Source organism: Kribbella steppae (assembly GCF_004342025.1).
Taxonomy (GTDB): domain Bacteria; phylum Actinomycetota; class Actinomycetes; order Propionibacteriales; family Kribbellaceae; genus Kribbella; species Kribbella steppae.
Genome location: NZ_SLWN01000004.1, coordinates 375,763 through 390,724 on the forward strand (window position 1 = coordinate 375,763; position 14,962 = coordinate 390,724).

Consider the following 14,962-nt stretch of genomic DNA (forward strand, 5'->3'; position numbering starts at 1 on the left):
CGCACCGTTGAGCCGTGCTCGCCTCCCGCCGTACCGACATAGTGTTGTTGCTGGTCGCCGTCGTGTGGGGCTCGAGCTATCTCGCCGCCAAGACCGCGACCGGCTCGACACCGGTCCTGACCGTGCTGTTCCTGCGCTACGGGATCTCAGCGATCGCACTCCTGCTCTTCGTCAGGAGCGTGAATCGACGTGAGCTCAAGGTCGGCGGGCTGCTCGGTCTGAGTCAGGCGGCGGTGCTGGTGCTGGAGACGTACGGCGTCACGCACACCAGCGCAGCCAACGCGGGGCTGATCATCAGCCTGACGCTCGTACTGACACCGCTGATGGACCGGCGCCGCATGCCGCCGAGGTTCTTCCTCGCCGCGGGGATCTGCATCGTCGCCGTCGGTTTGCTCATGTCCGGCAACGGCCTCCATGCCCCTGGTATCGGCGACCTGCTCATGCTCGCTGCCGCGGTCGTCCGCGCCGCCCATGTCGCCCTCGTCGGCCGCCTCGCGACCGACCTCCGACCGTTGCAGGTGACAACAGTGCAGACTGTCGTCGGTACGGCGCTCTTCGCAGGACCAGCCGTTGGACACCTGCCGACCGACGCCGGCGTGGCGACCTGGTTGCAACTGGTCTACCTCGCCCTGTTCTGCAGCGTCTTCGCCTTCCTCGCACAGACCTGGGCCGTGCAACGCACGTCCGCCAGCCGGGCCAGTCTCCTGCTCGGCACCGAACCCGTCTGGGCTGTTGCCATCGGCATCGTCCTCGCCGACGAGCGCCTCACCGTGCCGGCCGCGATCGGCGCCGTACTGATGCTGACCGGCACCACCTGGGGTCAGTCCATTGAGCGGACACACCGCATCCGGTCTGGACCTGTCGTGGTCGATGATGGGGGGACGTCGGGAGGTGTGGATGCGCTTCGAGGTGCTCGGGCCGGTGCGGGTGGCCCAGAACGGGGAGGTGCTCGGCCCGATCTCGGAGCTGCGGCGCCGGCTGCTCGCCGTCCTGCTGGTGCGAGCCGGTCGACCGGTGCCGACGGACGTGCTCGCCGAGGCCCTGTGGGGTCCCGCGGCTCCGCGTCGTACGGGGAACAGCATGCAGATCCACGTGCACCGGCTGCGCCAGATCCTGGATAGCCCGGACCGGCTGATCCTTGTGTCCGGCGGCTATCTGCTGAAGGTCGACCCGGATGAGCTCGATGCCGACATGTTCAGCCGCCTGCACGCCGAGGCACGTCGTACGGCGGAAGCCGGCGATCTCGAGCTGGCCATCGCCCAGTTCCGTGAGGCGCTGGCGTTGTGGCGCGATGCGCCGTACGCCGACATCGACGAGACCGAGGTGGTCGCGCCTGAGGCGAAGCGGCTGTCCGAAAGTCGACTGGTCGCTTATGAGGAGCTGTTCGACGCCGAGCTGGCGCGTGGCCGGGCGCGGGAGATCGTGCCGGAGCTGACGGAGCTGGTCGCGGAGTATCCGTCGCGGGAGCGATTCATCGGTCAGCAGATGCTGGCGTTGTACCGGTCCGGTCGTCGTACGCGGGCGGAGGTCGCCTATCGGGCGGCGCGGCAGCGGCTGCGCTCGCGAATTGCGGGCGGAACCGGGCCGTGAACTCCGGGAGCTGGGCGAGGCGATCCGGATCGAGGATCCCACGCTCGAACACGAACCCCCGACGCCGGACCAACCCGCCACGCCGGCGCCGGCTCCGGCAGTGCGGCCGAGCCAGCTACCGCCGTCGCCCGGCGCGTTCTTCGGCCGTGAAGCCGAGCTGGACGAGCTCGACGGGGCCGACGCTGTGGTTCTGCTGACCGGGATGGCCGGGATCGGGAAAACCGGTCTCGCGTTGCAGTACGCACACCAGGTCGCCGACCGGTTCGGCGACGGCCAGCTCTACATCGACCTGTGTGGGGCACGCACCCGGGCCGGCAGTCGATCCACTGCCAGCGCTCGGACAGCTGCTCCGCGGCCTCGGCGTCCAGTACTTCCTGCGTTCGCTCGAGATCCACCGAGCGGACGGGGACCACGCGGCCCAGGCACGCACGCTGAGCAACATCGGCGCGCTCGCGTTCGATCGCGGTCAGCTGCACAGATACGAGCAGATGTCGGAGGAGCTCCTCCGGCTGTCCGCCGGAAAGCACGACCGGATGACCGCGCTCGCGGTACCCGAGCTGATTCGTGGACGCACGATGCTTGGCCGCCTGGACGGCGTCGACCAGCTGATCACGCCCCGGCCGAGCCCCCATGATCAGGGCTCGCCTGGGAGGTGGCTCTGCGGTTCGAGATGCTGGGGACTGTCCGAGCGGTCGATGACGGACAGGTGGTCGGGCCGATCTCGGAGTTGCGCCGCCGGTTGCCCGCCGCCCTGCTGGTCAGGGCGATCAGCCAGAGGCCGAAGCGGGCGTCACCGCAGGTGCCTCCCGGGATGGCCGGGAGGCAGCTGCGTGGTGTCGCTAGGAGCGCGTCCATTTCTGGTTGTCGGCGCCGTTGCACAGCCAGACGTCGACGGCCGTGCCGTTGCCCGTTCCGCCACCGGCGGCGTCGAGGCAGAGGTCAGGGCTCGCCACACTGGTGATGGTGAGGTCGGCGTTGAGGTTCCACGCCTGGTTGGCCGCGCCGGTGCAGTTCTCGATGGTGACCGCGCTGCCCGCGCCCGCGCCTGCGGTCATGCACTTGTCTGCGTAGACGGTGAGCTGCTTGTCGGCCGTGTAGTTCCACGACTGGTTGCCGCCGTTGTTGCAGTCCCACAGGTCGAGCGCCGTACCAGGAGTCGTCGAGAAGCCGGGTACGTCGACACACCGGTTGCTGGCGACGCCACGCAGCGGCTCACCCGGAGGCGCCGGCGGCAGGTCGTTGGACGGCTCCTTCTTCAGCAGGCCCCAACCCCACCACAGCTGCGCCAGGCCACTCTCGCTGTTGACCTGCAGGTCATTCGGGCCGACCTGGGTCGTCATCGAGTAGGAGTCGCCGTTGCGCAGGCCGGGCCAGTAGACGATGCCCATGTTCTGCTCGCGCGCGACCTGCGTGAGCGCAGCGAGGTACGACGTGTAGACGTTGCCCTCGTGGTTGCCGTAGTTCAGGCCGATGGTCATCGGTGAACCGGCCTCGTCGATGATCGTGCGCCAGCCGTACTCGCCGATCCGGGGCCGCAGGTTCGCCAGCCAGGCCGCCTCGTTCTCGTCGGAGGCCCAGAAGCCGTAGAAGTGCAGCGACAGCAGGGTGCCCTCGAGCTCGGGCGCCGCGCCGACACCGGTGACGTTGTCGTTGTAGCCGCTGCCGGAGATGACGATCCGGCCGCGCGGAACGCTCTGGTGCTGGGCGATCCAGGACGAGGTGAGCGACACCCACTCGGTCAGCGAGTAGCCGAACGGCTCGTTCATCGGCTCGAAGTACACCCGCGGGTTCTTGCCGTACGCCGCGACCACGGTGTTCCACATGGCGGCGTACTTGGCCGGATCGTCGACCCGGCCGTCCTTGGCGTTGTCGGCCTCCCAGTAGCTGAGGATGACCTTGAAGCCGCCGGCCACGGACGCGTCGATCGCACCCCGGTAGGACGTCCACCAGGCAGTCCCGACACTCGAGGGGTTGATCGGCAGGCGGATCGTGTTGGCCTTCAGTTCCTTGCGGAACTCGCCCGTGATGCCGATGGCCTTCTGGTACGTCGTCGCATACGAGTCCGCCGTACTGAGCCCGGACGGAACCACCTCGTCGTCGGCGTAGTTGTCCCGCGGGTCCGCCCAGTTCACACCCCGGAACTCGCTGGTCCCTGCGGGCCCGGTGTAGCCGGCGGTGGGGGCTGACCCGGCGTCGGCGGTCGTCGCCGCCCCGGCCTGCACCGTCATGGCGGCGACGACGGCTGTCGCCGCGAGCGCCGCGGCAGCGATACGCCCAACAGTTGATCTCACGCGCTCTCCGATCCTCACGAGCGGCGGCCCCGCGCGCCGCGGATTTTGCGTCTCGCGGTGATGTTTACGTAAACACGGGCGGGCGTCAATGGCCGATGTTTGCGTCAACATAGGATGTGACCGGCGTCACACTCAAAACGTCGGACGTCCTATCCGACCCGGACGCCGGTGATCGCGAAGCGTTCCACGTCCTGCACGTGACCGCCGGTCGAGGCCACGACCGTCACCGCACCCTCGGCGGCACCACGGAACGTCACCCGGACCGACCAGGCTTGCTTCTCCCCGCCGCCCGGGAGACAGCACGACGATCCGATCGGCCGCTCGGCGCCGGATTGGCGTAGGTCGATCCGGATCGACTCGTCCACTCCGGTGATTCGTCCGCCGACGGTGATCGGTGAGGTCACCTTCGCGCCGTACCGCGGTCGCTCGAGGGTGAGGGTGCTGTCCTGGCTGCCGACGACCTCCCAGGGCGCGTCGTCACCCTGGCCGATGCGGACAAGGTGGAGCACCGCTGCGACACTCGCTGGACCTTCGCTGGACTGGTAGCCGACCGAGATCCACGCCTCGTCGTCCTTGATCGAGCGGGTCACCACCCGGTCGATCTCGGTGAAGCCGAGGAAGCCGGTGGTGAAGGACAGCGCGGTCTCGTCCGCGTCCAGATGCCACGGCTGCTTCCCACCGTCGCGGTAGGCACTTTGCCACGCCGCAGCCTCGGCGACCGAGGCGAACGGCCACAAGGGCTGGTACGCAAAGGACTGCGCACTCGGCGGCACCTGCCTGGTCGGAGAGGGCGCTGCCGGTGACGGCGAGGACTGCGATGACGAGGTGGTGGTCGTCGGGGACGCGCCTGGCAGTGGTACGGCGCCTTGCCCGGTCGAAGCGGGGTCGCCGCCGAGGTACAGGACCCCGAGTCCGACCAGCAGCGCGGACAGCAGCGTGACCACCACGGCAGCCGCGATAACCGCCACCGGTCGCGTCCTTCGCCGCTGCTGATCGCGTTCTTGTCCCGGCCCGCCCAGCGCCATCTGACCAGCCTCCCGCCCCTACCCCATTAGACCGCTACTTGGTCCGGACGAGCTCCAATTGCAGCCATTTAGCAAGATCTTTGAGTTCGCGCTGCACCGCGGCGGTCAGGCTCTTGCTGAACGGTTCGTCCTCATGGATCGCGTCGACGCGGAGCATGCCGGCCTTGCGGTCGGAGGTGGCGTCGACCTTCCCGACCAGGCGGTCGCCGTGCAGGATCGGCAGCGCGAAGTAGCCCCACCGGCGTTGGGCGACCGGCTTGTACATCTCCAACTGGTAGTCGAACTCGAACAGCTCGGCGATCCGCTTCCGTTCGTAGACGAGCCGGTCCAGCGGCGAGAGCAACGCCGTACGGCCGGAGAAAGGCTGACCGAGCAGGGTCGGATCCACCCGCCACTCGCCGCGGACGCCCTCGACCACGGCCGGCTCCCCCGCCATGCCGACGTCGATCGGCTCGCCCGGGCAGGCCGGGCCCTTGGCGCGGGCGATGCCGAGTGACCGCAGCCGCTGCTCGTTGCGGATGCGTTTCGCCTCGTCGACCGGGACGGCCGGTTCGTCCGGATAGACGCGCGACGCCAGGTCCCACAGGCGGTCGCGCCCGTCGCGGCCGGCGACCGCGACCTCGCCGCGCTGCAGCATGAACTCGAGCAGCTGGGACACGTTGCGATTGTTGGTCCAGCCCGACGACTTCCACGGCCTCACGCACGTGTCCGGCAGTTCGCGCATGACCAGTGGGCCGTCCTGCCGGAGCCGCTCGAGGATGTCCAGTCGGCAACCCTCGTTGGCCTTCACCCAGTCGCGCCGGTACTCCTGCCAGTCGAGCAACGGCCCGCTGCCCGGCCAGGCCTCCATCTCGGCCCGGAACAACGCCAGGCTCTCACTCGGCCGGACGAAGCCCCGCAGCTCCAGCAACGCCTGCGTCTCGAGCGCATCCACCAACTCACTCGGCGAGTACGACGACCCGAGTCGGCTCCACGCGACCAGATCAGCGTTCGGCGCCACCGCGGCCGTCTGGTCGTACTGCACAACAGTCAGCCGCCGGACGACGTCGTACAGATCCTCTGGCCGCTCGCTCTCGAGCACCTGCGCCCGTACGGCGATCCGCCGCGCATCCTGCCGTGAAAGCTCATGCACACCCACGACCCGAGGCTAAGACACACGGCCGACAATTCACCCCAAGGTTCGCCAGTTTGCCCATATCGACCTCGATCAAGCGGAGAACAGGAGAAGGAGGCCGCCGACGGTGTAGGCGACCATGACGGCCAGCAGCGGGATCTGACCCGCCAGCGCTCTCCCGCGCGTGAACGTCAAAGCCCCATGACCCGCCGCGCCGGAGGCGTGGCATCAATACCGTCACGACACCTGCAGCTTGAATACGAGCTTGCCGCTCTCGTGCGTCTCGACCTCGAAGATGCCCTTCGTCGAGGTCTTGAACTCGACGGACCCGGGCTTGCTCGGCTTCAGATCCAGGGTCTTGTCGTAGCCGTGGACATGTAGCGATTCGGGTACGTCGCTGAGGACGTTGATGCGGACCGTTTGACCGGGTTTCGCCTTCACCACGGCCTGCCCACCGGCCGAGATCTTCCCGCCGGCGATCGACACGTCCACGGTGACATCCGCCGTACTCACGGGGGTCGTCTTGGGTACAACGGTGGGCTTGGTGCTGGGCGTGGTTGTCGGCGTGGGCGTTGGTGAGGTGGTGGTCGTTTCGGCGACCGGGGTTTCGGCGGTGCCGCAGCTGGTCAGGGCGACAGTGGCAAGGCAGGCGGCAACGGCGCCGTGAAGTGAGAGCCGCATGGCGGCGTCCTTTCAGGAAGGCACGCGTGAGCGGGTCACCACAGGGGTGATCGCTGCACGGACGCGGAGGATTGTGAGATCAGCTGTGATGGCAGCTGACGATCACGTCCGCAAGATGCAGAGCCTGGCCAGATCGGGTGCGACTTTGACCACGCGTCGGCGTGGTGGCAGGAGAGTCACGGTCGCGTGGCGTGGCGCCTCGCCGAATCGTTCGCGGCGCAGGAACAGGCCGACGCACAGCAGCAACAGCAGTGAGCCCGCCATTGCCAGGCACGGAACCAGCACGTGATGGTCCGGGGCATCGACGGCGAACGTGTCCGGCGCCAGCATGGCGACCTGTTCGAGCCGCTCGATCACACCATGCGGATCCACCTGCAGAACGGTGGCGGTCTGCGCCACCGGGGCCGCCACGGGCTCCTCCGAGGAGAAGCTCAGACCGTGCAGTGCGAGCACACCGAGCAGCGCCCCCAGCATCACGAGGGAGCGCACCAGCCTTTGCGCCGCATTCATCACCGCACAGGGTAGCGGTTAAGGCATCCTGGGTAGGGCGAGGGGAGGCTGGCTGTGGTCAAGCAGAATGCGGTGCGGGTGGCCCTGGTGCTCGCGGCCGGCCGGGGCCTTCGGATGCGATCGACTCATCCGAAAGCACTTCGCCGCGTCGGCGGTATCAGCCTGCTGGAGCGTTCGGTCCGAGTACTGCGACGGGCCGGGGTCGAGCGGATCGTCGTCGTGCTCGGCTACCGCGCCGAGGAGGTCAGGGCTCTGATCAAGAGCCGCGACCTGCCGGTGGAGGTGGTCGTCAACCCGGATTGGGAGAGCGGTACGGCGACCTCAGTGCTGACCGGCCTCAGCAGGATCGGCGACCGGCGCTGCCTGGTGGTGATGGGTGACCATGTGCACGAGGCGGACGACGTCCGGCGACTCCTTCAGACACCCTCCGGGAACGTCGCGGCCGTAGACCGCTCGGGCCAACCCGCCATCGCCCTGAACAACACGCGACCCAACCGGGTCCGGCTGCACGACGACGGGTCGGTGGCCGGTCTTGGACCCGACCTCGAAGAGTACGACGCTGTCGACGCGGGGCTGGTCGTGGTCGACGTACAGGACGTGCTGTTGGTGAACTACCGGGCGCGGGAGTCGTGGCTGGAGCTCCGGCAGCAGATGCTCGCCCACGGGTGCGTGATGCAGTCCCGGGAGGTGCAAGGCCTGTGGGCCGACGTGGACGTCCCGGAGACCGTTCGAGCGCTTGAACGCTCCATGTGGCGTCGGTACGGTCCCAAGCCGACCGACGGAGTCATTGCCCGAGTCCTCAACCGACGCATCTCCGGACCGCTCACACGCTTACTGCTGCGCACTGGCCTCACACCTGATGTGGCGACCGCACTGGCCTTTGCCGTCACGCTTTTGGCTGCGGGTCTGGTGGCGACGGGTGAGACGTGGCTGATGGTTGCCGGCGGGCTGGGCGTCGTACTTGGGTCTGCACTCGACGGCGTCGACGGGGAGCTCGCCCGGATCAGTGCGAGAGCCTCACCGCGTGGCGCGGCCTTGGACACACTTCTGGATCGGTACGCCGATCTGGCCGTCGTACTGGCGCTCGTGCTCGCCACCGGTGCGACTGTGACCGCGTGGGCTTGGGGGTTCGCCGCTGCGATCGGCTGTCTGCTCGTGTCCTACGTCCATGCGGTCGGCCGGGACACCGACGTACGGCTGCTGTTCCGGCGCGAGTTCCGGCTGTTGATCTTCGCGGTAGCCGCGATCGTCGGCTTCCCGCTGTGGGGCCTGATCGTGGTCGCGATCGCTGCCAACCTCGATGCGATCCGTGGGGTCGTTCGGCTGTTGCGCGCCCTGCGTAAGGCTCCGTGGTAGGGCACCGATGTAGCTAGCGGGCGGGGACCTATGTGGCGTGGGTTCGGGGGGCGGTGCGGTGATGGTGCGCGGGCAGCCGGATCCTCAACCTGCTCGAGCGCGCACCACGACTCCTGGAGAACACCAAGCTCTTCCTGGCCCTCGCCCACCGATGATCCCTGAGAGCTTTCTCCGGGTACGACCAGGGTGAATGTGGACTCCGCTGCGCTCCGGTGGACCGCACACTGGAAGGAGTCAGTCCACACTCGGAGGAAGACAGAACATGATCGGCTTCATCGTTGCCGGACTCATCATCGGTGGGCTCGCCCGCCTCTTCACGCCGGGCAAGCAGCGACTCGGCCTGCTGGCCACGCTCCTGCTCGGCCTGGCCGGATCCGTGATCGGCGGCACCGTCGCCAACCTGCTCGGCACCGGCGGCATCTTCGAGCTGAACATCCTCGGCTTCATCGTCGCCGTCATCGCCTCGGTCATGCTCGTCGGCACCGCCGAAAGCATCTCGGCCCGCAACAAGCGCTCAATCACCAAGAACTGAGCCCACCACCACTGAGCCCACCACCAATCAGCCAACCGCCGTTGGGCCCCGTCAGCTGCCGAGGCCGTTCTGGGCCAGGGCGGAGCGGGGCTCGCGGCCGGGTGGTTGCGAGGGACGGGGCAGAAGCGGGGTGCGCTTGTTCAGCGAGCGGGTCACCGGGCTATCCTCGGTGACGGTGACCCACTCGCCGACGTGTTTGAACGAGACGCTGCTGTCGGCACCGTTGTGGACCGTGTAGGTCACCTCGAGTTCGTTGATGTCCACCTTCAGCCGGGCGCCGCGCCAGCGGATCGAGAAGACCAGTTGGGACATGCCTTGCGGTAGCGCCGGGTCGAAACACAGGCAGCCGTCGAGCTCTCGGAGCCCGCCGAACCCGGCCACCAGCGCGGTCCAGGCTCCGGCCAGTGAGGCCATGTGCAGGCCGTCGCCGGTGTTGTGGTGCAGGTTGCGCATGTCGATCAGCGCCGCCTCGTAGGCGTAGTCGTAGGCGAGATCGAGATGGCCCACCTCGGCCGCCATCACGGCCTGGACGCAGGCGGACAACGACGAGTCCCGCACCGTCAGCCGCTCGTAGTAGTCGAAGTTGCGCGCCTTCTCCTCCGCGGTGAACGCATCACCACACCAGTACGTCGCGAGCATCAGATCCGCCTGCTTGATCACCTGCTTGCGATAGAGCTGGAAGTACGGCGCATGCAGCATCAGCGGGTACTTGCCCTTGTACGCCTCGAAGTCCCACTCGGCGTACCGGGTGAATCCCTCTGACTGCTGGTGTACGCCGATGTCCTCGTCGTACGGCACGTGGACGGCGGCCGCCGCGTCCCGCCAGGATGCCTCCTCCTCGCTGTCGACGCCGAGCTCGCGGGCCTTGGCCGGGTGCTTGACCGCGGTCGCCGCGGCCGCTCGCAGGTTCCGCGCGGCCATCAGGTTCGTGAAGACGTTGTCGTCGGCAACTGCGCTGTACTCGTCCGGACCGGTGACACCAGGAAGGTGCCAGCGGCCGTGCCGGTCGTGGTGACCCAGCGACATCCACAGCCGCGCGGTCTCGACCAGCAACTCCAGCCCGACCTCCTCGAGCAACTCGTCGTCCCCGGTCGCGGTGTGGTACCTCATCACCGCCTCGGCGATATCCGCGTTGATGTGGAAGGCCGCCGTACCGGCCGGCCAATATCCGGAGCACTCCTGACCGCGGATCGTCCGCCACGGGAACGCGGCGCCGCGCAGACCCAGTACGGCGGCCCGATCGCGAGCTTGGTCGAGGATCGAGTGTCGCCACCGGAGCGCGTCGGCGGCCGCGTCGGGCAGCGTGTAGTTGAGCACCGGCAGGACGAAACCCTCGGTGTCCCAGAACGTGTGGCCGTCGTAGCCCGCACCCGTCAGACCCTTCGACGGGATCGCCCGGCGCTCGGCCCGGGCACCGGCCTGCAGCACGTGGAACAGCGCGAACCGGACCGCCTGTTGCAGCTCCGGATGCCCGTGCACCTCCACATCGGCGCCGTCCCAGAAGTCGTCCAGGAATTCGGCCTGCTGCTTGATGAGCCCCTCCCAGCCGGAGAAGCGGGCGCTGGCCAGCGCGGCCGCGACCTGGTCCCGGATCGCCGTCTCGGTCCGAAGACTCGACCAGCCGTAGGCCAGGTACTTCACCACCCGCAGGCTCTCCCCCGGCTGCAACTGGCAGATCACCGTGGAGCGGGCCCAGTCCTCCCGGACGTCGAGGTCCATCGCGTAGCGGGCCGAGGTGTGGACCTCGTGCACCATCGCGGCGGCCATCAACTGCCGGCTGCGCGTGGTCCGGTGGATCAGCACGACCCCGTTGTCGCCGCCGTCGTGGCTGACCGGCTTCAGCGGATTGTCGAGCACCGCCGCGACGCGTGGGTCGTCCGACAGCTTCGGCTGGGTCTCGTTCGCGACCAGTTCGGACTGGATCACGAACCGCGCCGGCTGGTCGACCGGCTCGACGATGTACTCGATCGCGGCGACTGCGCGCTGGGTCAGCGACACCATGCGGCGGCTGCGAACGTTGATCCGCTTGCCGCCCGGCGACGTCCAGTCCACGTCGCGTTCGAGGGTGCCGGTGCGGAAGTCGAGCGACCGTTCGTGCCGGCTCAGGTAGCCGTAGCGGATGTCGAACGGCGAGTCGTCCACCAGGAGCCGGATCAGCTTGCCGTTGGTGACGTCGACGAGCGTCTGGCCGGACTCGGGATAGCCGTAGCCGGCCTCGGCGTACGGGAGTGGGCGCTGCTCGTAGAACGAGTTCAGATAGGTGCCCGGGATCGCGTACGGCTCGCCCTCGTCGAGGTTGCCGCGGAGCCCGATGTGACCGTTCGACAGCGCGAACAGCGACTCCGACTGGGCCAGCTTGTCGAGCGCGAGCCGGGTCTCCCGCAACCGCCACGGCTCGATCGGGTGGTGCCCACGGTCGATCATCGGTCCTCCAGAAGTTCCGCCAGGTCGCGTACGACGACGTCCGCTCCATGCGCCTTGAGTTGGTCGGCCTGCCCGACCCGATCCACGCCGACGACGTGACCGAAACGACCGGCCCGGCCCGCCTGAACCCCGGCCAGCGCGTCCTCGAACACGGCCGCCTCGGACGGATCGACGCCTAAGCCCTTGGCCGCCGCCAGGAACGTGTCCGGCGCGGGCTTCCCGCGCAGCCCATCGGTGCGGATCGTCACACCGTCGACGACCAGCTCGACGTACTGCGCGAGTCCGGTCACGTCCAGGACCTCGCGAGTGTTCGCGCTCGACGACACCACCGCCCGCCGGAGCCCGGCCTGCTCCGTGGCCTGCAGGTACCGCAGGGAGCCGTCGAAGACCCGAACCCCTTCGGTCCGGATCCGCCGCTGCACGGCCTCGTTCTTGCGGTTGCCGAGGCCGTTCACTGTCATCGCCGTCGGTGGATCCGTCAAGGTCCCGTCCGGCAGCGTGATCCCGCGCGAGGTGAGGAAGTCTCGGACACCGTCGACCCGCGGCTTGCCGTCGACGTAGGCGTCGTACTCCGCGCGAGCGTCGAACGGCCGGAACGGGATCCCGTGCTGCTCCGAATAGTCGCGGAGGAACTGGTCGAACACCTCCTTCCACGCGGCGGCGTGAACGGCGGCGGTATCGGTCAGGACACCATCCAGGTCGAACAAGCAGGCCCGTATACCCGCGGGTAGTCCCAGCATGTCACCACCTTAGGTCGTCATGTGGTCCGGGAGGCCGAACGCGGGGAAGCGCGAGTAGCCGAATGTGATGATTTCGGCGATCGCACCGTCGTTGATGCGCAGTACGTCGAGCTTGAACGCCCGGAACACCGTGTCGCCCGGGCGGCGTAGGTAGGTGGCCGCGGCCGGCAGCCGGTTGGCCGACGTCGGCACCAGCCGCCAGTCGCCGTCCCGATCCGGCCCGAACGCGCGTTCCAGCAGCGGCACGCACGCGGTCAGCCCGACGAAGGACAGCTGGTCCGGCGGCATCGAGACGCGCAGGTCCTCGGCAGCGATCGCGATGGCCGCCGCGGTGTCGCACCGCTCGTGCGCGTCGATGAACCGATCCAGCAACTCCCGCTCTTCAGCGGTCGGCCGCGGCGCAGACCAGTCGGTACGACGGGCCGGCAAGCGTTGCTGCATCGTCGCCCGCGCCCGTTGCAACGCACTGTTGCCCGCGGCCACGCTGGTCTCGAGGAGTGCTGCCGTGTCATTGGCCGACCAGCCGAGCACGTCCCGGGCGATCAGTGCGGCCCGTTGCCGCGCCGGCAGCGATTGCAGCGCGACCAGGAAGGCCAGCTCGATCGTCTCCCGGTCGACGACCACCGCGTCAGGCTGGTCGGCGGGTGGGGCGATCTCGTCCAGCAACTGGTCCGGGTACGGCTGCAGCCACACCATCTCCCCCGGTGACGCGGCCTGCCGCCTGGCGAGCCGCCGGGTCACGTCCAGGCAGACGTTGGTCGCGATCCGGTAGAGCCAGGCGCGGAAGTACGTCCGGCCGTCGTACCCGTCCCGACCGCGCCAGGCACGCAGCAGCGTCTCCTGTACGGCGTCCTCCGCATCGTCGAAGGACGCCAGCATCCGGTAGCAGTGCACGTGCAACTCGCGCCGGTGCCGTCCGGCGAGGTCGGCGAACGCGGCCTCATCACCCGCGAACGCCGCCTCCTCGACCGTGGTCATGGGGCCTCCCGGCCTGGACTGAGGAGCGCAGGGAGCGAAGCGACCGGAGTGACGAGGGAAGGCAGGGAGTCAAAGCCCCATGACCCCGCCGGCGCCGAAGGCCCGGCCAAAAGCACGCTCACTGCCGATCGGGGGTGGGCTCGGGGACCTCCTGTACCGTCCAGCCGTTGCCGTCGGGGTCGGAGAAGGTCAGGTACGTGCCGTACTTGGCCCGGTTCGGGTCCACGCCCGGCTGCTGCCCCTCGGCGGTGAAGTGGAACGGCTCGCTGACCTCGACGCCCCGCTCGACCAGCTCGGCCCGCGCCGCCTCGATGTCCTTCACCACGAGGTGCGTGCCTTGGTACGACCCCGGCGCGGCCGTGGTCAGGCCGGTGCCGATCGTGATCGAGCAGGCCGAACCCGGCGGGGTCAGCTGCACCACCCGGAACGAGTCACCCGCGCTGTGGTCGACGTCCTCGGCGAAGCCGAGCTGGTCGGTGTAGAACTTCTTCGCCCGGTCCACGTCCGTCACCGGGACGATGACGAGTTCGAGTTTCCAGTCCATCTGCGGCCTCCCGCGGTTCGGGTCGGTCACAGTCTGACCGACGCTGTCGAATGGTGAAACGACAGCGCCGGCCAAAACTCATCGGTCCATCGATGATCTGTTCAGGATCAGGCCCGCGACTGGAAAATGTTGGCGAACCAGTCGAGCTGGGCATCCTGCTGGTAGGTCTGGCCGCCCTCGTGCTCGTTGTGCGAGTAGACCTTGATGTCCTTCTGGATGTTGGTGCCGGCCGCATCGCCGTAGGCGTTGTAGGCCGCGAAGACCGTCGACGGCGGGCAGATCGCGTCCATCAGGGCGACCGAGAAGAGCGCCGGCACCGTGGCCAGCCGGCCCAGGTTGACGCCGTCGAAGTAGCTCAGGGTCCGGTACGCCGTCTCGACCTCGTTCCGGAACCCCTTCAGGTACCGGGTGATCTCGCCGTACGGGTCCTTGTCGGTGATCTGCAGGGCCCGCTCGAAGTGGCACAGGAACGGAACGTCCGGTGCACACCCGAGGAGGTTGATCCCGGCCAGGCCGGCCAGCCCGGCGGCCGCGATCGAGATCCCGCCGCCCTGGCTGCCGCCGGTGACGACGATCTGGTCCGGATCCACGAACGGCGACATCCGGGCCGCCTCGAGTGCGCGGACGGCGTCGACGTACACGCGGCGGTAGTAGTAGGTCTCCGGGTCGGTGATGCCGGCGGTCATGAACCCCGGCGCGTGGTTCAGACCGGCGTACGCGCTGTCGTCGGGGGTGCCGCCCGGGTTGCCGCTGCTGTAGCCCTGACCGCGGGTGTCCATCAGGAAGTGGGCGTAGCCGGCCTGCGCCCACAGGTTGGTGGTGTGCGGGAAGCCGCGGCCGCCGGAGTAGCCGAAGTACTGCACGACGGTCGGCAGCGGTCCCGTCGTACCCGCCGGAACGTGCAGCCAGCCCTTGATCGGCGCACCGCCGAAGCCCGCGTACGTCACGTCGTAGGTGTCGACGACGGCGAGCTTGTTGTCGATCGGGGTGAACGTGGCGGACAGGTCGTCGGCACGCGCCTTCTCGAGGGATCGGCGCCAGAAATCGACAAGGTCGGCAGGGGCCGCCACCTCGGGCCGGTACGCACGGAGCTTGTCGAGGGAAAGATCGAACATGGCCATGAGCAACCAATGTAAAGCAGGGACGACGCCCCCGAAGCGGCTGTGTCCGATGCTGG

At 68.5% G+C, this 14,962-nt stretch carries 14 protein-coding genes; 4 read left to right on the top strand and 10 right to left on the bottom strand.

What is annotated here, in order from left to right; all coding sequences use genetic code 11:
- Positions 1–14: 14 nt before the first annotated feature.
- Both EV652_RS13805 and EV652_RS45235 read left to right on the top strand, forming a co-directional pair.
- Positions 15–1,121 carry a DMT family transporter gene (locus tag EV652_RS13805; RefSeq protein ID WP_242001747.1) on the top strand — a complete coding sequence of 369 codons (1,107 nt, stop codon included), beginning with the start codon at positions 15–17 and terminating at the stop codon, positions 1,119–1,121.
- The gene (locus EV652_RS45235; RefSeq protein ID WP_369410013.1) at positions 1,027–1,590 is read left to right on the top strand and encodes an AfsR/SARP family transcriptional regulator; all 564 of its coding nucleotides are present in this window, start codon (positions 1,027–1,029) and stop codon (positions 1,588–1,590) included. The genes EV652_RS13805 and EV652_RS45235 overlap by 95 nt, the downstream gene beginning before the upstream one ends.
- Before the next feature lie 839 nt (positions 1,591–2,429).
- On the opposite strand, the gene EV652_RS13815 is transcribed toward EV652_RS45235, so the two are convergent.
- The 5 genes from EV652_RS13815 to EV652_RS13835 all read right to left on the bottom strand — a co-directional run bounded on the left by EV652_RS13815 (position 2,430) and on the right by EV652_RS13835 (position 7,211).
- Positions 2,430–3,881, bottom strand: a complete 1,452-nt coding sequence (locus EV652_RS13815; RefSeq protein WP_242001749.1) for a ricin-type beta-trefoil lectin domain protein — start codon at positions 3,879–3,881, stop codon at positions 2,430–2,432.
- A gap of 149 nt (positions 3,882–4,030) precedes the next feature.
- Positions 4,031–4,849 carry a hypothetical protein gene (locus tag EV652_RS13820; protein ID WP_199238170.1) on the bottom strand — a complete coding sequence of 273 codons (819 nt, stop codon included), beginning with the start codon at positions 4,847–4,849 and terminating at the stop codon, positions 4,031–4,033.
- Between the two features lie 91 nt (positions 4,850–4,940).
- The gene (locus EV652_RS13825) at positions 4,941–6,044 is read right to left on the bottom strand and encodes a DNA glycosylase AlkZ-like family protein (protein WP_132209487.1); all 1,104 of its coding nucleotides are present in this window, start codon (positions 6,042–6,044) and stop codon (positions 4,941–4,943) included.
- A gap of 213 nt (positions 6,045–6,257) precedes the next feature.
- Positions 6,258–6,701 carry a hypothetical protein gene (locus EV652_RS13830; protein ID WP_132209488.1) on the bottom strand — a complete coding sequence of 148 codons (444 nt, stop codon included), beginning with the start codon at positions 6,699–6,701 and terminating at the stop codon, positions 6,258–6,260.
- 102 nt (positions 6,702–6,803) lie between these two features.
- A complete protein-coding gene (locus tag EV652_RS13835) occupies positions 6,804–7,211 on the bottom strand; it encodes a hypothetical protein (RefSeq protein ID WP_132209489.1) in 408 nt (135 codons plus the stop codon).
- Positions 7,212–7,265: 54 nt separating this feature from the next.
- Here EV652_RS13835 and EV652_RS13840 point away from each other — a divergent pair, with 54 nt between their 5' ends.
- Both EV652_RS13840 and EV652_RS13845 read left to right on the top strand, forming a co-directional pair.
- Complete coding sequence (locus EV652_RS13840; RefSeq protein ID WP_132209490.1) at positions 7,266–8,567, top strand: NTP transferase domain-containing protein; 1,302 nt, start codon at positions 7,266–7,268, stop codon at positions 8,565–8,567.
- Between the two features lie 262 nt (positions 8,568–8,829).
- The gene (locus tag EV652_RS13845; RefSeq protein ID WP_132209491.1) at positions 8,830–9,099 is read left to right on the top strand and encodes a GlsB/YeaQ/YmgE family stress response membrane protein; all 270 of its coding nucleotides are present in this window, start codon (positions 8,830–8,832) and stop codon (positions 9,097–9,099) included.
- 51 nt (positions 9,100–9,150) lie between these two features.
- Here EV652_RS13845 and EV652_RS13850 read toward each other — a convergent pair whose 3' ends face one another.
- From EV652_RS13850 to EV652_RS13870, 5 genes are all read right to left on the bottom strand, one after another.
- Positions 9,151–11,523: a glycoside hydrolase family 65 protein gene (locus tag EV652_RS13850; protein WP_132209492.1), complete on the bottom strand. Its 2,373-nt coding sequence runs from the start codon at positions 11,521–11,523 to the stop codon at positions 9,151–9,153.
- Positions 11,520–12,263 carry a beta-phosphoglucomutase family hydrolase gene (locus EV652_RS13855; RefSeq protein ID WP_132209493.1) on the bottom strand — a complete coding sequence of 248 codons (744 nt, stop codon included), beginning with the start codon at positions 12,261–12,263 and terminating at the stop codon, positions 11,520–11,522. Before EV652_RS13855 ends, EV652_RS13850 begins: the two co-directional genes overlap by 4 nt.
- Positions 12,264–12,272: 9 nt before the next feature.
- Entirely contained in the window at positions 12,273–13,241 is a 969-nt protein-coding gene (locus EV652_RS13860) for an RNA polymerase subunit sigma-70 (protein ID WP_132209494.1), read from the bottom strand.
- Positions 13,242–13,359: 118 nt separating this feature from the next.
- Entirely contained in the window at positions 13,360–13,785 is a 426-nt protein-coding gene (locus tag EV652_RS13865) for a glyoxalase superfamily protein (RefSeq protein ID WP_132209495.1), read from the bottom strand.
- A gap of 107 nt (positions 13,786–13,892) precedes the next feature.
- On the bottom strand, positions 13,893–14,906 hold the full coding sequence (locus EV652_RS13870) for an acetylxylan esterase (protein WP_132209496.1): 1,014 nt from the start codon (positions 14,904–14,906) through the stop codon (positions 13,893–13,895).
- Positions 14,907–14,962 lie beyond the last annotated feature (56 nt).

Bases quoted from the DNA above. Each gene is read 5' to 3' on its own strand.
- EV652_RS13830 (WP_132209488.1), bottom strand. From the start codon at position 6,701: ATGCGGCTCTCACTTCACGGCGCCGTTGCCGCCTGCCTTGCCACTGTC.
- EV652_RS13835 (WP_132209489.1), bottom strand. From the start codon at position 7,211: ATGAATGCGGCGCAAAGGCTGGTGCGCTCCCTCGTGATGCTGGGGGCG.
- EV652_RS13845 (WP_132209491.1), top strand. From the start codon at position 8,830: ATGATCGGCTTCATCGTTGCCGGACTCATCATCGGTGGGCTCGCCCGC.
- EV652_RS13850 (WP_132209492.1), bottom strand. From the start codon at position 11,523: ATGATCGACCGTGGGCACCACCCGATCGAGCCGTGGCGGTTGCGGGAG.
- EV652_RS13855 (WP_132209493.1), bottom strand. From the start codon at position 12,263: ATGCTGGGACTACCCGCGGGTATACGGGCCTGCTTGTTCGACCTGGAT.
- EV652_RS13860 (WP_132209494.1), bottom strand. From the start codon at position 13,241: ATGACCACGGTCGAGGAGGCGGCGTTCGCGGGTGATGAGGCCGCGTTC.
- EV652_RS13865 (WP_132209495.1), bottom strand. From the start codon at position 13,785: ATGGACTGGAAACTCGAACTCGTCATCGTCCCGGTGACGGACGTGGAC.
- EV652_RS13870 (WP_132209496.1), bottom strand. From the start codon at position 14,906: ATGGCCATGTTCGATCTTTCCCTCGACAAGCTCCGTGCGTACCGGCCC.